18 protein-coding genes and 1 pseudogene are annotated in these 13169 nt (G+C 31.4%); all 19 read right to left on the reverse strand.

What is annotated here, in order from left to right; translation table 11 throughout:
• Positions 1-202: 202 nt before the first annotated feature.
• Positions 203-1330 (reverse strand): D-alanyl-D-alanine carboxypeptidase family protein, encoded by a 1128-nt coding sequence (locus I6E17_RS08190; RefSeq protein ID WP_235236687.1) that lies wholly within the window; start codon positions 1328-1330, stop codon positions 203-205.
• A 105-nt stretch (positions 1331-1435) separates the two neighbouring features.
• Positions 1436-1810: a Fe-S cluster assembly scaffold protein NifU gene (nifU, locus tag I6E17_RS08195; RefSeq protein ID WP_176829274.1), complete on the reverse strand. Its 375-nt coding sequence runs from the start codon at positions 1808-1810 to the stop codon at positions 1436-1438.
• A gap of 33 nt (positions 1811-1843) precedes the next feature.
• Positions 1844-3010, reverse strand: a complete 1167-nt coding sequence (gene nifS, locus I6E17_RS08200; protein ID WP_235236688.1) for a cysteine desulfurase NifS — start codon at positions 3008-3010, stop codon at positions 1844-1846.
• Positions 3011-3165: 155 nt separating this feature from the next.
• Entirely contained in the window at positions 3166-3816 is a 651-nt protein-coding gene (nth, locus tag I6E17_RS08205; RefSeq protein ID WP_176829276.1) for an endonuclease III, read from the reverse strand.
• Positions 3817-4067: 251 nt separating this feature from the next.
• A complete protein-coding gene (locus I6E17_RS08210) occupies positions 4068-4532 on the reverse strand; it encodes a GNAT family N-acetyltransferase (protein ID WP_268825984.1) in 465 nt (154 codons plus the stop codon).
• Between the two features lie 56 nt (positions 4533-4588).
• Positions 4589-5809 (reverse strand): tyrosine--tRNA ligase, encoded by a 1221-nt coding sequence (gene tyrS, locus I6E17_RS08215; RefSeq protein ID WP_235236690.1) that lies wholly within the window; start codon positions 5807-5809, stop codon positions 4589-4591.
• A 323-nt stretch (positions 5810-6132) separates the two neighbouring features.
• Positions 6133-6646: pseudogene (locus I6E17_RS08225) on the reverse strand (putative ABC transporter permease).
• A 12-nt stretch (positions 6647-6658) separates the two neighbouring features.
• Positions 6659-7528 (reverse strand): patatin-like phospholipase family protein, encoded by an 870-nt coding sequence (locus I6E17_RS08230; protein ID WP_235236692.1) that lies wholly within the window; start codon positions 7526-7528, stop codon positions 6659-6661.
• A gap of 118 nt (positions 7529-7646) precedes the next feature.
• Complete coding sequence (gene secY, locus I6E17_RS08235) at positions 7647-8927, reverse strand: preprotein translocase subunit SecY (RefSeq protein ID WP_176829280.1); 1281 nt, start codon at positions 8925-8927, stop codon at positions 7647-7649.
• A gap of 28 nt (positions 8928-8955) precedes the next feature.
• A complete protein-coding gene (gene rplO, locus I6E17_RS08240; protein ID WP_176829281.1) occupies positions 8956-9435 on the reverse strand; it encodes a 50S ribosomal protein L15 in 480 nt (159 codons plus the stop codon).
• A gap of 4 nt (positions 9436-9439) precedes the next feature.
• Positions 9440-9622: a 50S ribosomal protein L30 gene (gene rpmD, locus I6E17_RS08245; RefSeq protein ID WP_176829282.1), complete on the reverse strand. Its 183-nt coding sequence runs from the start codon at positions 9620-9622 to the stop codon at positions 9440-9442.
• A 13-nt stretch (positions 9623-9635) separates the two neighbouring features.
• A complete protein-coding gene (gene rpsE / locus I6E17_RS08250) occupies positions 9636-10127 on the reverse strand; it encodes a 30S ribosomal protein S5 (protein ID WP_176829334.1) in 492 nt (163 codons plus the stop codon).
• A 37-nt stretch (positions 10128-10164) separates the two neighbouring features.
• On the reverse strand, positions 10165-10533 hold the full coding sequence (gene rplR, locus I6E17_RS08255; protein ID WP_176829283.1) for a 50S ribosomal protein L18: 369 nt from the start codon (positions 10531-10533) through the stop codon (positions 10165-10167).
• A gap of 28 nt (positions 10534-10561) precedes the next feature.
• On the reverse strand, positions 10562-11095 hold the full coding sequence (gene rplF, locus I6E17_RS08260; protein ID WP_176829284.1) for a 50S ribosomal protein L6: 534 nt from the start codon (positions 11093-11095) through the stop codon (positions 10562-10564).
• Positions 11096-11119: 24 nt separating this feature from the next.
• Positions 11120-11515 carry a 30S ribosomal protein S8 gene (gene rpsH / locus I6E17_RS08265; protein ID WP_176829285.1) on the reverse strand — a complete coding sequence of 132 codons (396 nt, stop codon included), beginning with the start codon at positions 11513-11515 and terminating at the stop codon, positions 11120-11122.
• Between the two features lie 39 nt (positions 11516-11554).
• Positions 11555-11842, reverse strand: a complete 288-nt coding sequence (rpsN, locus tag I6E17_RS08270) for a 30S ribosomal protein S14 (protein WP_176829286.1) — start codon at positions 11840-11842, stop codon at positions 11555-11557.
• Positions 11843-11862: 20 nt separating this feature from the next.
• The gene (gene rplE / locus I6E17_RS08275; protein ID WP_176829287.1) at positions 11863-12414 is read right to left on the reverse strand and encodes a 50S ribosomal protein L5; all 552 of its coding nucleotides are present in this window, start codon (positions 12412-12414) and stop codon (positions 11863-11865) included.
• Positions 12415-12432: 18 nt separating this feature from the next.
• Positions 12433-12774 carry a 50S ribosomal protein L24 gene (rplX, locus tag I6E17_RS08280; protein ID WP_176829288.1) on the reverse strand — a complete coding sequence of 114 codons (342 nt, stop codon included), beginning with the start codon at positions 12772-12774 and terminating at the stop codon, positions 12433-12435.
• 16 nt (positions 12775-12790) lie between these two features.
• Positions 12791-13159 (reverse strand): 50S ribosomal protein L14, encoded by a 369-nt coding sequence (gene rplN / locus I6E17_RS08285; RefSeq protein WP_176829289.1) that lies wholly within the window; start codon positions 13157-13159, stop codon positions 12791-12793.
• Positions 13160-13169: the final 10 nt, after the last annotated feature.

A 13169-nucleotide genomic window follows, 5' to 3' on the forward strand; every position in this document is an offset into this window, starting at 1 on the left:
TCCTGTTTCTCACGGACAAGATGTATAATACCACAATATCTGAAATCCGTCAACAACTTTTTTGAAAAAATATTAAAAATTTTTATTTTATTTTTACAAAATTTAAACTATCCTTTACAAATCAATATTTTGTTTATATAAAATATTTTAAAAATTTTTTCTTAATATTTTATAAAAATACTAAAATTTTTTAATTTTTCTATCATATGTTAAAAATATTACCTGCTTTTTCTATATTTTCTTTAATGATTAAATTTCCCTCATCAACTAATTTACCATTGATATAAAGTTCATATTTACCAATTTCCTGCCCTTCATAAAGTGGGGCTTTTACATAATCTTTTCTATAAGTAATAAATCTTATATCTGTACTGTCTTTTGCTATATCTGAATAGTTTTTATCTGGATATAATTCTGCTTTTTTCACTGCTCCATTTAATATTTCTATTTCATCTACAGGAATATCTACATTTAAAAATTCCACAACTTTATATTCTTCATGGAAAGTTTTTAGTTCTTCTACAATTTTTTTGTCTCTTATTTCTTCAGTAGGAGCTCCTAAAACAACAACTATAGAATTTATATTATCAAGATTACTTGCAACTGCTATATTATACCAATTATCAAGATGCCCTGTTTTTATTCCATAAATTCCTTCTTTTCCTAAGAGCTTATTTCTGTTATAAATTTTATTTTTACCAGAGTAAATTAAAGTATCTTCTTTTTGGGAAGCCATTTTTATATATTCTGGATATTTTAAAGCCGCCAGAGAAAGTTTATACACTCCCAGAGCACTTCCAACATCTTGTCCTCTTCCTGTCATGTGAGGCGGAAGACCTGTTGGTGTGTTATAGTCTATATCCCTTCCGAAACCTAATTCTTCAGCTTTCTTATTCATCATGGCAACAAATGTATCAATATCTCCTCCAACAAGCTTAGCAAGCCCATAAGCAGCGTTATTAGCTGAATGAAGTGCGGTTGCTTTAATAAGATCTTCAACTAATATTTTTGTTCCTTCTTTCATCCATATTCTGCTTCCACCCATCTGCGCCATTGTTTTATCTACTGTCACTTTATCTGTTAATTTTATTCTTCCCTCTTCTAAAGCATCATAAGTAAGCATAAGAGTCATTACTTTAGTCACTGATGCAAGGGGAAGCATTTCATTTTCATTTTCTAAATAAAATATATTTCCTTTTGCATCTCCTAGAACAAAAGACCTGCATAAAGATTTTTCTTCTTGAATATTTTCTTCTGTTATTATTTCTTCTGCAAAAATATTAAAATTAAATACCAGAGCTAAAATTATAAGCAAAATTTTTTTCAGCAAGTTATTCCCCCTCAAAAACTTTTTATACCACTAGATTATATCCGTTTTTCCAAAAAAAAGAAAGGGCTTTTAACTGCCCTTTCCTAAATATATTTTCTTTTTTAACTATTTTTGTTTTTTAGATAAGTAATCTTCTATAGCAGCTTTAACTGCTTCTTCAGCAAGCACTGAGCAGTGCATTTTTACTGGTGGAAGACCATCAAGAGCTTCAGCAACTACTTTATTTGTAATTTTTAATGCTTCATGAATATCTTTCCCTATAATCATTTCTGTTGAAATTGATGATGTTGCTATTGCTGATGCACATCCAAATGTTCTAAATTTAACATCAGTTATAATATCGTTATCTATTTTTAGGAATATTTCCATTATATCTCCACAAGATGGGTTTCCTATTTTTCCGTATCCATCTGGATTTTCTATTACTCCCATGTTTCTAGGATTCATAAAGTGATCCATTACTTTTTCTGAATATTGCATTATTTATTTTCCTCCCTGTTTTTTAAACAAATATTATCTATTAAATTCATTCCAAAGTGGTGACATCATTCTAAGTTTTCCTATAACTTCTGTCACAGCTTCTATTGTATAATCTATTTCTTCTTTTGTATTATATTTTCCAAGACTGAATCTTATTGTACCATGAGCAAATTCTTCAGGAATTCCCATAGCAAGAAGTACATGTGATGCCTGAAGTTCATCAGATGAACATGCAGATCCTGAACTTACTGCTATTCCCTTCATACTAAGTGAAAGAAGAATTGATTCTCCCTCTACATATTTGAAAGTTACACTTGAAGTTCCAGGAAGTCTAGGAACATTTTTACCATTGATTACTATTTCAGGTATTCTTTTTAAAATTTCCTCTTCAAAATAATCTCTTAAAGCCCCTACTCTTTTATTTTCTTCTTCTCTTTCAGCATAAGCTTTTTCTAAGGCTTTAGCCATACCAACTATAAGAGGAGTATTAGTTGTTCCTGGTCTTAATTTTCTTTCTTGACCTCCACCTGTAATAACTTTTCCAAGTCTCACACCATTTCTTACATATAATGCTCCTACTCCTTTTGGTCCATAGAATTTATGAGCAGTAAATACAAGAAGGTCTATTCCCATTCCTTTAGGATCAATAGGAAGTTTTCCCATAGACTGAACTGCATCTACATGGAATAAAATCTTATTTTCCTTAGCTATTTTTCCTATTTCTTCTATAGGCTGTATTACACCTGTTTCATTATTTGCATGCATTACTGAAATAAGGATTGTTTCATCTTTAATTGCTGACTTAAGTTGCTCTAAATCTACAACTCCATTTTCGTCAACATTTAAAACTGTTATTTCATATCCCTCTTTTTCTAAATCTTTGCATGTATTTCTTACACCAGGGTGTTCTATTGAACTTACAATTATATGTTTTCCTCTGTTTTTATATGCTCTAGCAACTCCTCTTATTGCAAGGTTATCTCCTTCAGTTCCAGAACCAGTAAATATTATTTCTTCAGGAATAACTCCTAAAAGATCAGCTATTACTTTTCTAGATTCTGATACTGCTTTTCCTGTTTCTCTTCCAAATAAGTGAAGACTGAATGCATTTCCATATTCTTCTTTAAAGAAAGGTATCATAGCATTAAAAGCATCATCATCAAGTCTTGTTGTTGCATTGTTATCTAAATATATTTTCATTTTTAAATCAGCTCCCAAGAATTAATTTCTTTCCCATCTATTTTATACCATTCTTTATTTATTATGTCAAGAATTATTATTTATATTTATCAAATTTTTTCAAAGGTTTCTAGCCTAAAAAATATAATAATCATATAAATATATAAAAAATTAATTTATTTTTTTATAGACTTAGAATAATATCTGCATGCTTCTTTTATTTCACATTCCTGGCATTGAGGACGCCTTGCAATACATTTATCTCTTCCCTGAAGAATTATGTAGTGAGAAAAATCTATCCAACTTTTTTTAGGAACTATTTTCATTAAATCTCTTTCTATTTTTACAGGATCTGTTTCTTCTGTAAGACCTAAAAGATTAGTAATTCTTTTTACATGAGTATCAACAGTTATACCGTCTGCTAAACCCCATATCTCTCCTCTGACAACATTTGCTGTCTTTCTTCCTACTCCTCCAAGCTCTAAAAGTTTATCCATCTCTTTTGGAAGTTCTCCATTATATTTTTCAAGCAGCTGCCTTGCTGCTTTCTGAATATTTTTTGCTTTATTTTTATAAAAACCTGTACTCTTTATAAGTTCTTCTATTTCTGAAAGATCCATAGTTGCAAACTGCTCTGGTGTATTTATCTTATCTTCACGGAACATTTTTTCTGTAACTATATTTACACGCTTGTCTGTGCATTGGGCAGAAAGAATTACTGCCACAAGAAGTTCAAAAGGAGTTTCAAAATTTAAAGCACATTTAGGTTTTCCAAATTTTTCTTCCAATTTCTGTAAAACATATTTTACTTTTTCTTTTTTTGTCATCTTTCCTCCCAATCTCTCCTATTTTTTCTTAATATAAAAATAAAAGTATTTAAAACAACCCTGCCTTAAAAAATATTTCTATTAATTTTGTTTTCAAAGCTAAAATTCATAAACTCAGGCTTTGCCCTCAAACATATGAATTTTTTACGCTTTGTTCACTGCATTAATAATGAAATATTTTTTACCAGCAGGGCAATTTTCTTTTGATTTCTTTTCTTTATTTACACAAAGAAAAGGAATGTAATATTTTATTATAATGTTTTTACAAAAAGCAGATGTTCAATTCCTTTATAGTTTTCAACTCCTTCATATTGAAAACCAAGATTTTTAAAAGCATTTATTGAAACCTCATTTTCTTCAAGAATATATGCCAATACAACAACTACTTCAGGTTTTTCATGCTGAAGTTCTTCTATACTAAGTGTTAATATTCCATGACTATATCCTTGCTCTCTTATATCTTTCACAAGATATATATTTATAACTGCACATTCTCCATCAAGTTCAAATTTTACACATCCTAAAAATTTTCCTGTTTCTGTGCTTGTTATTGTATATAAAAGATAAGCATCTGAATGTATCAAAAATTTATACCATCTTTCATGAGCTTTCCATTGTTCCTCATAATCATTACAGTATTTTTTTACATAATCAAGATGTATATGGTTATATATCTCTTCAATATCGCTTTCTGTCGTTTCTCTTAAAAGAATCAAAAAAATCACCTGTTAATTTTATTATTGATTATATACATATTAAACTAAAATGTCTTTTATTTTAAAACTATTCTATGGAATTTCTTTTTACCCATTTTTACAAGAGCTTCTCCATCTTTGAAAGATTCCTCATTAATAGTATATCCTATGTCAGTTACTTTATCTCCATTTAAAGACATACCATTTTGTTGAATAAGTCTTCTTCCTTCACTCTTAGTTTTTAAAACTTCTTGTTCTGTTAGATAATCTATAAGATTTATACCAAAATTATCTTGACTAAATTCTGTTGTAGGAAGATTAGATACATCTCCTCCTGTACCAAACGCTCCTTCTGCTGCAGCTTTAGCCTTGTCTGCTTCTTCTGTTCCATGAATCATTTTAGTTATTTCATAAGCTAAAACAACTTTTGCTTTATTGATTTCAGCATCTTTTAAGGCTCCTAGTCTTCTTACTTCATCCATAGGAATAAATGTTAAAAGAGCAAGACATTTTTCTACATCTTCATCAGCAATATTTCTCCAATATTGATAAAATTCATATGGAGTTGTTTTTGCAGGATCAAGCCATAATGCTCCTTTAGCTGTTTTTCCCATTTTCTTTCCTTCACTGTTTGTAAGAAGAGTACAAGTCATTCCATATACTGTTTCTTGCTTTTTCTTTCTTACAAGATTAATTCCAGCTATAATATTTGACCATTGGTCATCTCCACCAAGTTCCATTTTACAATTGTGTTTTTGATTTAACACATAGAAATCATACCCTTGCATAAGCATATAGTTAAATTCAAGGAAAGATAATCCTTTTTCCATTCTTGATTTAAAACATTCTGCTGCAAGCATTTTATTAACAGAAAATTCTGCTCCTATATCTCTTAAAAAATCTATATAGTTAAGACCTAAAAGCCAATCAGCATTATTTTCAAGGATTGCTTTTCCATCTGAAAAATCTATAAATTTTTCCATTTGTTTTTTTATGCATGAAACATTATGTGCTATTGTTTCTTTTGTCATCATTGTTCTCATATCTGTTCTTCCACTTGGATCTCCAACCATTGCTGTACCTCCTCCTACAAGAGCAATTGGTCTATGTCCAAATTTCTGCATATGTGCCATAAACATCATGGCTATAAAATGCCCAACATGCAGACTGTCTGCTGTAGGGTCAAATCCTATATAGAAAGTAATTTTTTCTTCTCCTAAAAGTTTCTTTATTGCTTCCTCGTCTGTGAACTGTTTTAAATATCCACGGTCCTTCAGTACATCGTAAACATTTTCCATTATTATATCCCCCTATATTATTTTTACATTTTTTATTTTAACATAAAGACAATGCTTTTAAAAGCATTAATAAAACAAAAGCCTGCTGAATATTATCAACAGACTCTTACCTTTCAACATATTCTTCAGCTTTCTTTTTATTAAATTACTGCACCTTAAAATATGTTTAAAATTTTAAAAATTTTAAACATTCTCTATCTGCTGTAATAATATGAAGCTGTTAAAAATACATTGTTTAATGTTATCATTTTATTCTCCAAGATATGTTTTAGTTCTTTTAATTCTAACATTTTTTTCAATAGTTTTCAATACTTCTGAAAGTTTTAAGATTTGTTATTTTTATTAAAATTTCTTGTACGAATATCTTTAAAAATCTTATCACTATATTTAGTAGATTTCATATCAGGGAATGAAGACATAATTCTTTTTTCAATCCATGAAACTCTATCTTTTACTACAGGATGTATTATCTCAACAACAAATACACAGGCAAATCCCCATATTATTGAAAATTTCAGACATATATCCTCCTAAATTAAAAGGAACTTCTGAATAATCCCACCATCTGTAATGAAATGCCTTCTCTAAACCAAATCCTGTAAAAAGTTCTATTGCAGAAGTTAATATTACTGAAACTGCAAAAAATACAAGAAGATTTTTCTTAAAAGGACATATAAAATACATTACAGCTACTGCACCAGCACCATAAATTGGACAGTAAGGACCATTAAGGAATCCTCTGTTAATAAATTTTTTTGTATTCAGAGCCGCATAACACACTTCAATACACCAACCCAAAAAAGAGTAAATTAAAAAATAGCATAAGTATACATACATTTTTGACCTCCATTAAACTCTTTTGTGTGTTTCTGCCTCCAATTCATCTTTATATTTTTCCCAAAATTTCTCAGTATCTCTCACTGCATTACTATAGATTTTAAGCAATCTATTTTTATCTTTCTCAAATCTTTCTATTTCTATTGGCTTATCAGGAGCTATTACAAATGCTTTTCCTTCTCTCTCCATTTCTTTTATAAAATCAAGAGTATCATTATATATTTGATGACGCATTTTTAAAAGCTCTACCATCTTTGGATATTTTCTAAAAACAAAACTATAAATTGGTTTTGCTGGTGTAGGTTTCTTTTTATAATTCCTATCTCTTGTAAGAACTACTATAACCTTATCACACCCATCCTCAAAAGCTTTTTTTATAGGAATTGGATCTGCTGTTCCTCCATCAAGATATTTTTTTCCTTTGTAGTTCACTATGGGAGCTGCCATTGGAATAGAAGCTGAAGCTTGAAGGAGTATATTCTTATCTTCTTTTACAAGAGCTTCTTTCCCATAATATTCCTCCTTTCCTGTTTCTACATTTGTTACTCCCACTCTGTAATCACATTTGCATCTGAAAAAAGTATCATGATCAAATATTTCAAGTTTTTCTGGTATTTCTTTAAAAAGAAAGTCCATTCCAAAAAGAGAACCCGTTTTTATATAATTTGAAATGCTTAGATATCTTTTGTCTCCTATATAATTTATTATAGTTCTCTTTGCTCTATCTTTCTGACCTGAAATATATGAAACACCATTTGAAGCTCCTGCAGAAACTCCTATAAGATAATCTGCAAGATAATTATAATTCAAAAGTGTATCAAGAACTCCTACAGTATAAATTCCTCTCATACCTCCGCCTTCAAGTACAAGACCTATTTTCATAATTCTCTCCTTAAAAAATATTGATTTGCTGTATATATAATAGCACTTACTCTATGGCTTTTCAAATTTTTATAAATATAACAAAAAAGATAACACAGAAAATACTGTGTTATCTTTTTTATAGAAATCCTTTGTATTCTTTCATTACTAAGTGGGCATCTATTTGCTGAACTGTATCTAGTGCAACCCCTACAACAATTATTATTCCTGTTCCCCCAAAGAAAACTGGAAGTCCTGCTGCTGTAAAGACTATTATAGGAAGTATACAGATTGCTGCAAGGAAGATTGCTCCTCCCCAAGTTATCCTTGTAACAACTCCCTCTAGATATTCAACTGTTTCTAATCCTGGTCTTATACCAGGAATAGTTCCACCACTCTGTTTTAAGTTATCAGCAACTTTTTCTGGATCAAACATAATAGATGTATAGAAAAATGAGAAGAATATAATTATTAAAGCATAAAGCACCATGTAAACAGGATGTTTACTGTCAAAGAATAAAACTAAATAATCTCTGAACGGGAATGTTGCAGGTAATGATCTTATAAGCAATGATGGTATCATCATCATTACTGATGCAAAGATTACAGGCATTACTCCTGCAGTATTAAGTTTTAAAGGAATATAGGAATTTTGAGCCATTCCTCCTCTTCCACCAAATCCTTTTCCAACATAGTGAACAGGGATTTTTCTTTGACCAAGCTGGAATAAAACTATTCCACCTACAACTACAACAGCTGCTGCTGCAACTGCTAGAAGTATAGGTATTAAAAATTTACTTTCTTTCATTATCTGCATAGTCTGAACTATGTTTGACGGACCTCTTGAAATAACATTTAAGAATATTAAAAGAGAAACTCCGTTTCCTATTCCGTTAACTGATATCTGTTCTCCAACCCACATAAGGAACACTGTTCCTGCTGTTAAGATTGTGATTGTAACCAACATGAATCTTAATCCAGGATCGATTACTAATCCAGAAGATGTAAGCCACACACATACCCCAATACCCTGCATAATCGCAATAAGGATTGTCACATATCTCGTCCACTGACTTATTTTAGCTCTTCCTGATTCTCCCTCTTTTTGAATTTCTTCAATTTTCGGAATAATAACAGCAAGTAAACTAAATACAATAGACGCATTGATATATGGAACAATTCCTAATGCAAATATAGATATTCTCTGGAAGGCTCCTCCCGAAAACATATTGATAAACCCTAAAAGGTCGTTCTGAGCTGTCATTGCTGACAGTCTTTCAATATCAATTCCTGGAGCAGGGATATAAGTCCCCACTCTAGCAACTAGGAACATCAACAAGGTAAAAACGATTCTAGCTTTTAATTCAGGAATCTTCATGATTCCTCTTAGTTTAGCGTTAAAGCTTTCCATTAAAGTCAAAGTTTTTCACCTCGCTTATAATCAATAATTACTTATTGTTTTTAGCTACATCAGCAAAAGTTTTAACCTCAATGATTTCTACTGAACCACCTTTTTCTTCAATTGCTTTTTGAGCACTTTTAGAAACTTTGTGAGCTTCTACTGAAATTTTCTTTTCTAAGTTTCCGTTTCCAAGAACTTTTAATCCATCTAGTAATTTACTTACTAATCCAGTTTCTAATAAAAGTTCAGGAGTAACAACTGTACCTTCTTCAAATCTATTTAATACATCTAAATTAATAATAGCGTATTCTTTCTTGAATGGATAGTTGCTGAATCCTCTTTTTGGAGTTCTTCTGATGATAGGCATTTGTCCACCTTCAAAACCAGGTTTAGTTCCTCCACCAGCTCTTGATTTTTGACCGTTGCTTCCTTTACCAGCAGTTTTTCCTAATCCTGAAGATTCTCCTCTTCCAACTCTTTTTCTAGCTTTTCTTGGTACAGAAGGTTTTAATTCATTTAATTCCATGTTACTATTGCACCTCCTCTACATCAAGCAGGTAAGAAACTTGAGCAATTTTTCCCATTAATTCTGGAGTTGCTTCATGTTCTACCACGCTATTCATCTTCTTAAGCCCTAGCGACTTTACAGTAGCTATATGGTTAGGCTTTCTTCCTATTATACTTTTTGCAAGTCTTATTCTAACCTTTGCCATTTCTTCAAACCTCCTAGCTTAAGATTTCCTTAACAGTTTTTCCTCTTAATTCTGCTACTTCTTCAGCAGTTCTTAATCCTCTTAAGCCTTCAATAGTAGCTTTTGCAACGTTATGTTTGTTTTTAGATCCTTTAATTTTAGTTAAGATGTTATGAACTCCTACTAATTCAAGGATTTCTCTGCATGAAGAACCAGAAATTACCCCAGTACCTTCGTATGCAGGTGCCATCCATATAGATGTTGCTCCCCATTTTCCAACAGTTTCGTGAGGAATTGTTCTTCCTTTAAGAGAAACATCTATCATGTTTTTCTTAGCAGCAGCAACAGCTTTTCTGATTGCATCAGGAACACCGTTAGCTTTTCCTAAACCAATTCCTACTTTTCCTTCTTTATTTCCAACAGCAGCTAAAACAGAAAAAGATATAGTTCTTCCTCCTTTAGTTGTCTTAGATACTCTAGAAATTTTTAATAATTTTTCTGCAAATTCTTTTTCTTCTCTATCCATTAACTTAGACAAGTGAAATCCTCCTCTCTAAAAGAAATTAGAAGTTTAATCCGTTTTCTCTTGCTGATTCTGCAAGAGCGGCAACTCTTCCTGTATAAATGTATCCTGATCTGTCAAATACGACATTTTTTATTTCTTTTGCTACAGCTCTTTCTGCTAATAGTTTTCCAACTAATTTAGCTGCTTCTACATTTCCACCGTTTGCGATTTGAGCTTTTAACTCTTTATCAACAGTTGATGCAGAAACTAAAGTTACTCCGTTAACATCATCTATTAACTGAGCAAACATATTAGTGTTTGATCTATATATAGAAAGTCTTGGTCTTTCAGCTGTACCAGAAATTTTAGTTCTGATTGATAAGTGTTTTCTATCTCTAACAGCTTGTCTATTTACCTTTTTAAACAACTCACTTACCTCCTTTTTGAGCTATATCCTACGATTTTTTACCTTCTTTTCTTCTTATTACTTCATCAGCATATTTAACTCCTTTTCCTTTATAAGGCTCTGGAGCTCTCTTAGATCTGATGATAGCAGCTACTTGACCAACAACATCTTTCTCAATTCCTTCTACTATGATAGTAGTATTTTTCTCAACTGCGAAAGTGATGTTAGGAACTTCATCAATAATAACTGGATGAGAATATCCTAAAGCTAATTCTAATCCTTTACCTTTTAATGCTGCTCTGTATCCAACCCCTACTAGGTTAAGAACTTTTTTGAACCCTTCACTTACACCAACAACCATGTTATGGATAAGTGCTCTTGTAGTTCCATGTAAAGCTCTCATTTCTATTGAATCATTTGGTCTAGTAACAACTACATGACCATCTTCTAAAGCTATTGTTAAATTTTTGTTAAATTCTTTTGTTAAAGTACCTTTAGGCCCTTTTACAGTAACTTTATGACCGTCAACTGTAACAGTAACCCCAGCAGGTACCACTATAGGTTTTTTACCTATTCTTGACATTTAATGGACACCTCCTAGTTTATTTTACCATACGAATGCAAGGATTTCTCCACCTACATTTTCTTTTCTTGCTACTCTATCAGTAACAATTCCTTTTGATGTAGATACGATAGCAATCCCAAGACCTGAAAGTACTCTTGGTAATTCGTCTACTGGTGCGTAAACTCTTCTACCTGGTTTAGATATTCTCTTTAATCCTTTGATTACTCTTTCTTTTCCTGCATATTTTAAGTAAACTCTTATATTTTTTACGTTACCATCAGTTATAACTTTATAGTTAGCGATATAACCTTCTTCTTTTAAAATCTTAGCTATTGTAAGTTTTAAGTTTGAATAAGGAACATCAACTTTCTCATGCATAACTGCGTTAGCATTTCTTATTCTTGTCAACATATCTGCGATTGGATCTGTTAAAAACATTTACTATAATCCTCCTTCCATATCAATAAAACGTGCTTTCTACCAAGATGATTTTTTAACACCAGGTATAACTCCAGCACCTGCTAATTGTCTGAATTTTACTCTAGACATTCCGAATTCTCTCATGAATCCTCTTGGTCTTCCGTCTAATTGACATCTGTTTCTTTTTCTTACTGGTGATGAGTTAGCTGGAAGTTTAGTTAATTCAAACATAGCTTCTTGATCTCCCTCAAGCACTCTTTTCTTTAATTCAGCTCTTTTAGCTGCATATTTATCACAAAGTTCCGCTCTTTTTATATCTCTAGCGATCATTGACTTTTTAGCCATTAATTCTCCTCCTCTAACTATTACTTTTTAAAAGGCATTCCGAAAGCCTTAAGTAAAGCTCTTCCTTCTTCATCTGTTCTAGCAGAAGATACTATTGTGATAGACATACCTTGTAGTTTATCTACTTTATCGAATTCAATTTCAGGGAAAACTAATTGATCTCTTAATCCTAAAGAGTAGTTTCCTCTTCCGTCAAATGAGTTTGAAGGAACTCCTTCAAAATCTCTTACTCTTGGAAGAACTACATTTACTAATCTATCTAGAAAATCATACATTCTTTCTTTTCTTAAAGTAACTTTTGCTCCGATTGGCATTCCTTCTCTTAATTTGAATCCAGCCTCTGACTTCTTAGCTTTTCTTACTAATGGTTTTTGTCCAGTGATGATACCTAAATCGTTCATCGCTGCATCTATTAATTTCGCGTTTTGAGTAGCTTCTCCAACTCCCATATTAACGATAATTTTTTCTAATGTTGGACATTCCATGATATTCTTTAAATCTAATTCTTTCATTAGATTTTCTCTTATAACTTCATCAAATAATTTGTGATATCTAGAAACGTATTTAGACACTTACGTTATCCTCCTCTCTTATAGAACTTCTCCAGACACTTTTGAGTATCTAACTTTTTTACCATCCACTACTTTGTATCCAACTCTTGTTGGTTTTCCAGCTTTCGCATCAAAAAGCATTACTTTTGATGAGAATATTGGAGCAGGTTTAGTTACAACTCCACCTTGTGGGTTTGTCTGAGATGGTTTCATGTTTTTAGTAACTACATTTACATCTTCTACAACTATTTTTCCTTTTTTAGGGAATACTTTTAAAACTTTACCAGTTTTACCTTTATCTTTACCAGAAATTACATATACTGTATCTCCTGTCTTCACATGAAGTGATGCAGGAACGAATTTAATTTTAGGTTTAGCCACTTCTTAGCCTCCTCTCTTAGATTACTTCTGGAGCTAGAGAAACTATTTTCATAAAGTTTTTAGCTCTTAGCTCTCTTGCAACAGGCCCGAATATTCTTGTTGCCTTTGGTTCATTATTGTTATTAATTATAACACCAGCGTTATCATCAAATTTTATATATGATCCGTCTTCTCTTCTTAATTCTTTTCTTGTTCTTACAATAACTGCTTTAACTACGTCACCTTTCTTAACGTTTCCACCAGGTATTGCTTCCTTTACTGAGCATACAACTATGTCCCCGATTTTTCCAAATCTTTTTTTAGTTCCACCAAGAACTCTTATGATCATTAATTTTTTTGCACCTGAGTTGTCTGCAACGTTAAGGATAGTTTGTTGTTGTACCATTAAAATATCC

This window comes from Fusobacterium perfoetens, assembly GCF_021531595.1.
In the GTDB taxonomy this organism is placed as follows: domain Bacteria; phylum Fusobacteriota; class Fusobacteriia; order Fusobacteriales; family Fusobacteriaceae; genus Fusobacterium_B.

Coding starts and splice junctions, on each gene's coding strand:
- nifS (WP_235236688.1), bottom strand. CDS start 3,010: ATGAAAATATATTTAGATAACAATGCAACAACAAGACTTGATGATGAT.
- I6E17_RS08230 (WP_235236692.1), bottom strand. CDS start 7,528: ATGAAAATAGGTCTTGTACTTGAAGGCGGAGGTATGAGAGGAATTTAT.
- rpsH (WP_176829285.1), bottom strand. CDS start 11,515: ATGTTTTTAACAGATCCAATCGCAGATATGTTGACAAGAATAAGAAAT.
- rplN (WP_176829289.1), bottom strand. CDS start 13,159: ATGGTACAACAACAAACTATCCTTAACGTTGCAGACAACTCAGGTGCA.
- rpsN (WP_176829286.1), bottom strand. CDS start 11,842: ATGGCTAAAAAGTCAATGATCGCTAGAGATATAAAAAGAGCGGAACTT.
- rplO (WP_176829281.1), bottom strand. CDS start 9,435: ATGGAATTAAATGAATTAAAACCTTCTGTACCAAGAAAAGCTAGAAAA.
- rpmD (WP_176829282.1), bottom strand. CDS start 9,622: ATGGCAAAGGTTAGAATAAGACTTGCAAAAAGTATAATAGGAAGAAAG.
- rpsE (WP_176829334.1), bottom strand. CDS start 10,127: ATGGATAGAGAAGAAAAAGAATTTGCAGAAAAATTATTAAAAATTTCT.
- nth (WP_176829276.1), bottom strand. CDS start 3,816: ATGACAAAAAAAGAAAAAGTAAAATATGTTTTACAGAAATTGGAAGAA.
- tyrS (WP_235236690.1), bottom strand. CDS start 5,809: ATGGAAAATGTTTACGATGTACTGAAGGACCGTGGATATTTAAAACAG.
- nifU (WP_176829274.1), bottom strand. CDS start 1,810: ATGCAATATTCAGAAAAAGTAATGGATCACTTTATGAATCCTAGAAAC.
- rplF (WP_176829284.1), bottom strand. CDS start 11,095: ATGTCAAGAATAGGTAAAAAACCTATAGTGGTACCTGCTGGGGTTACT.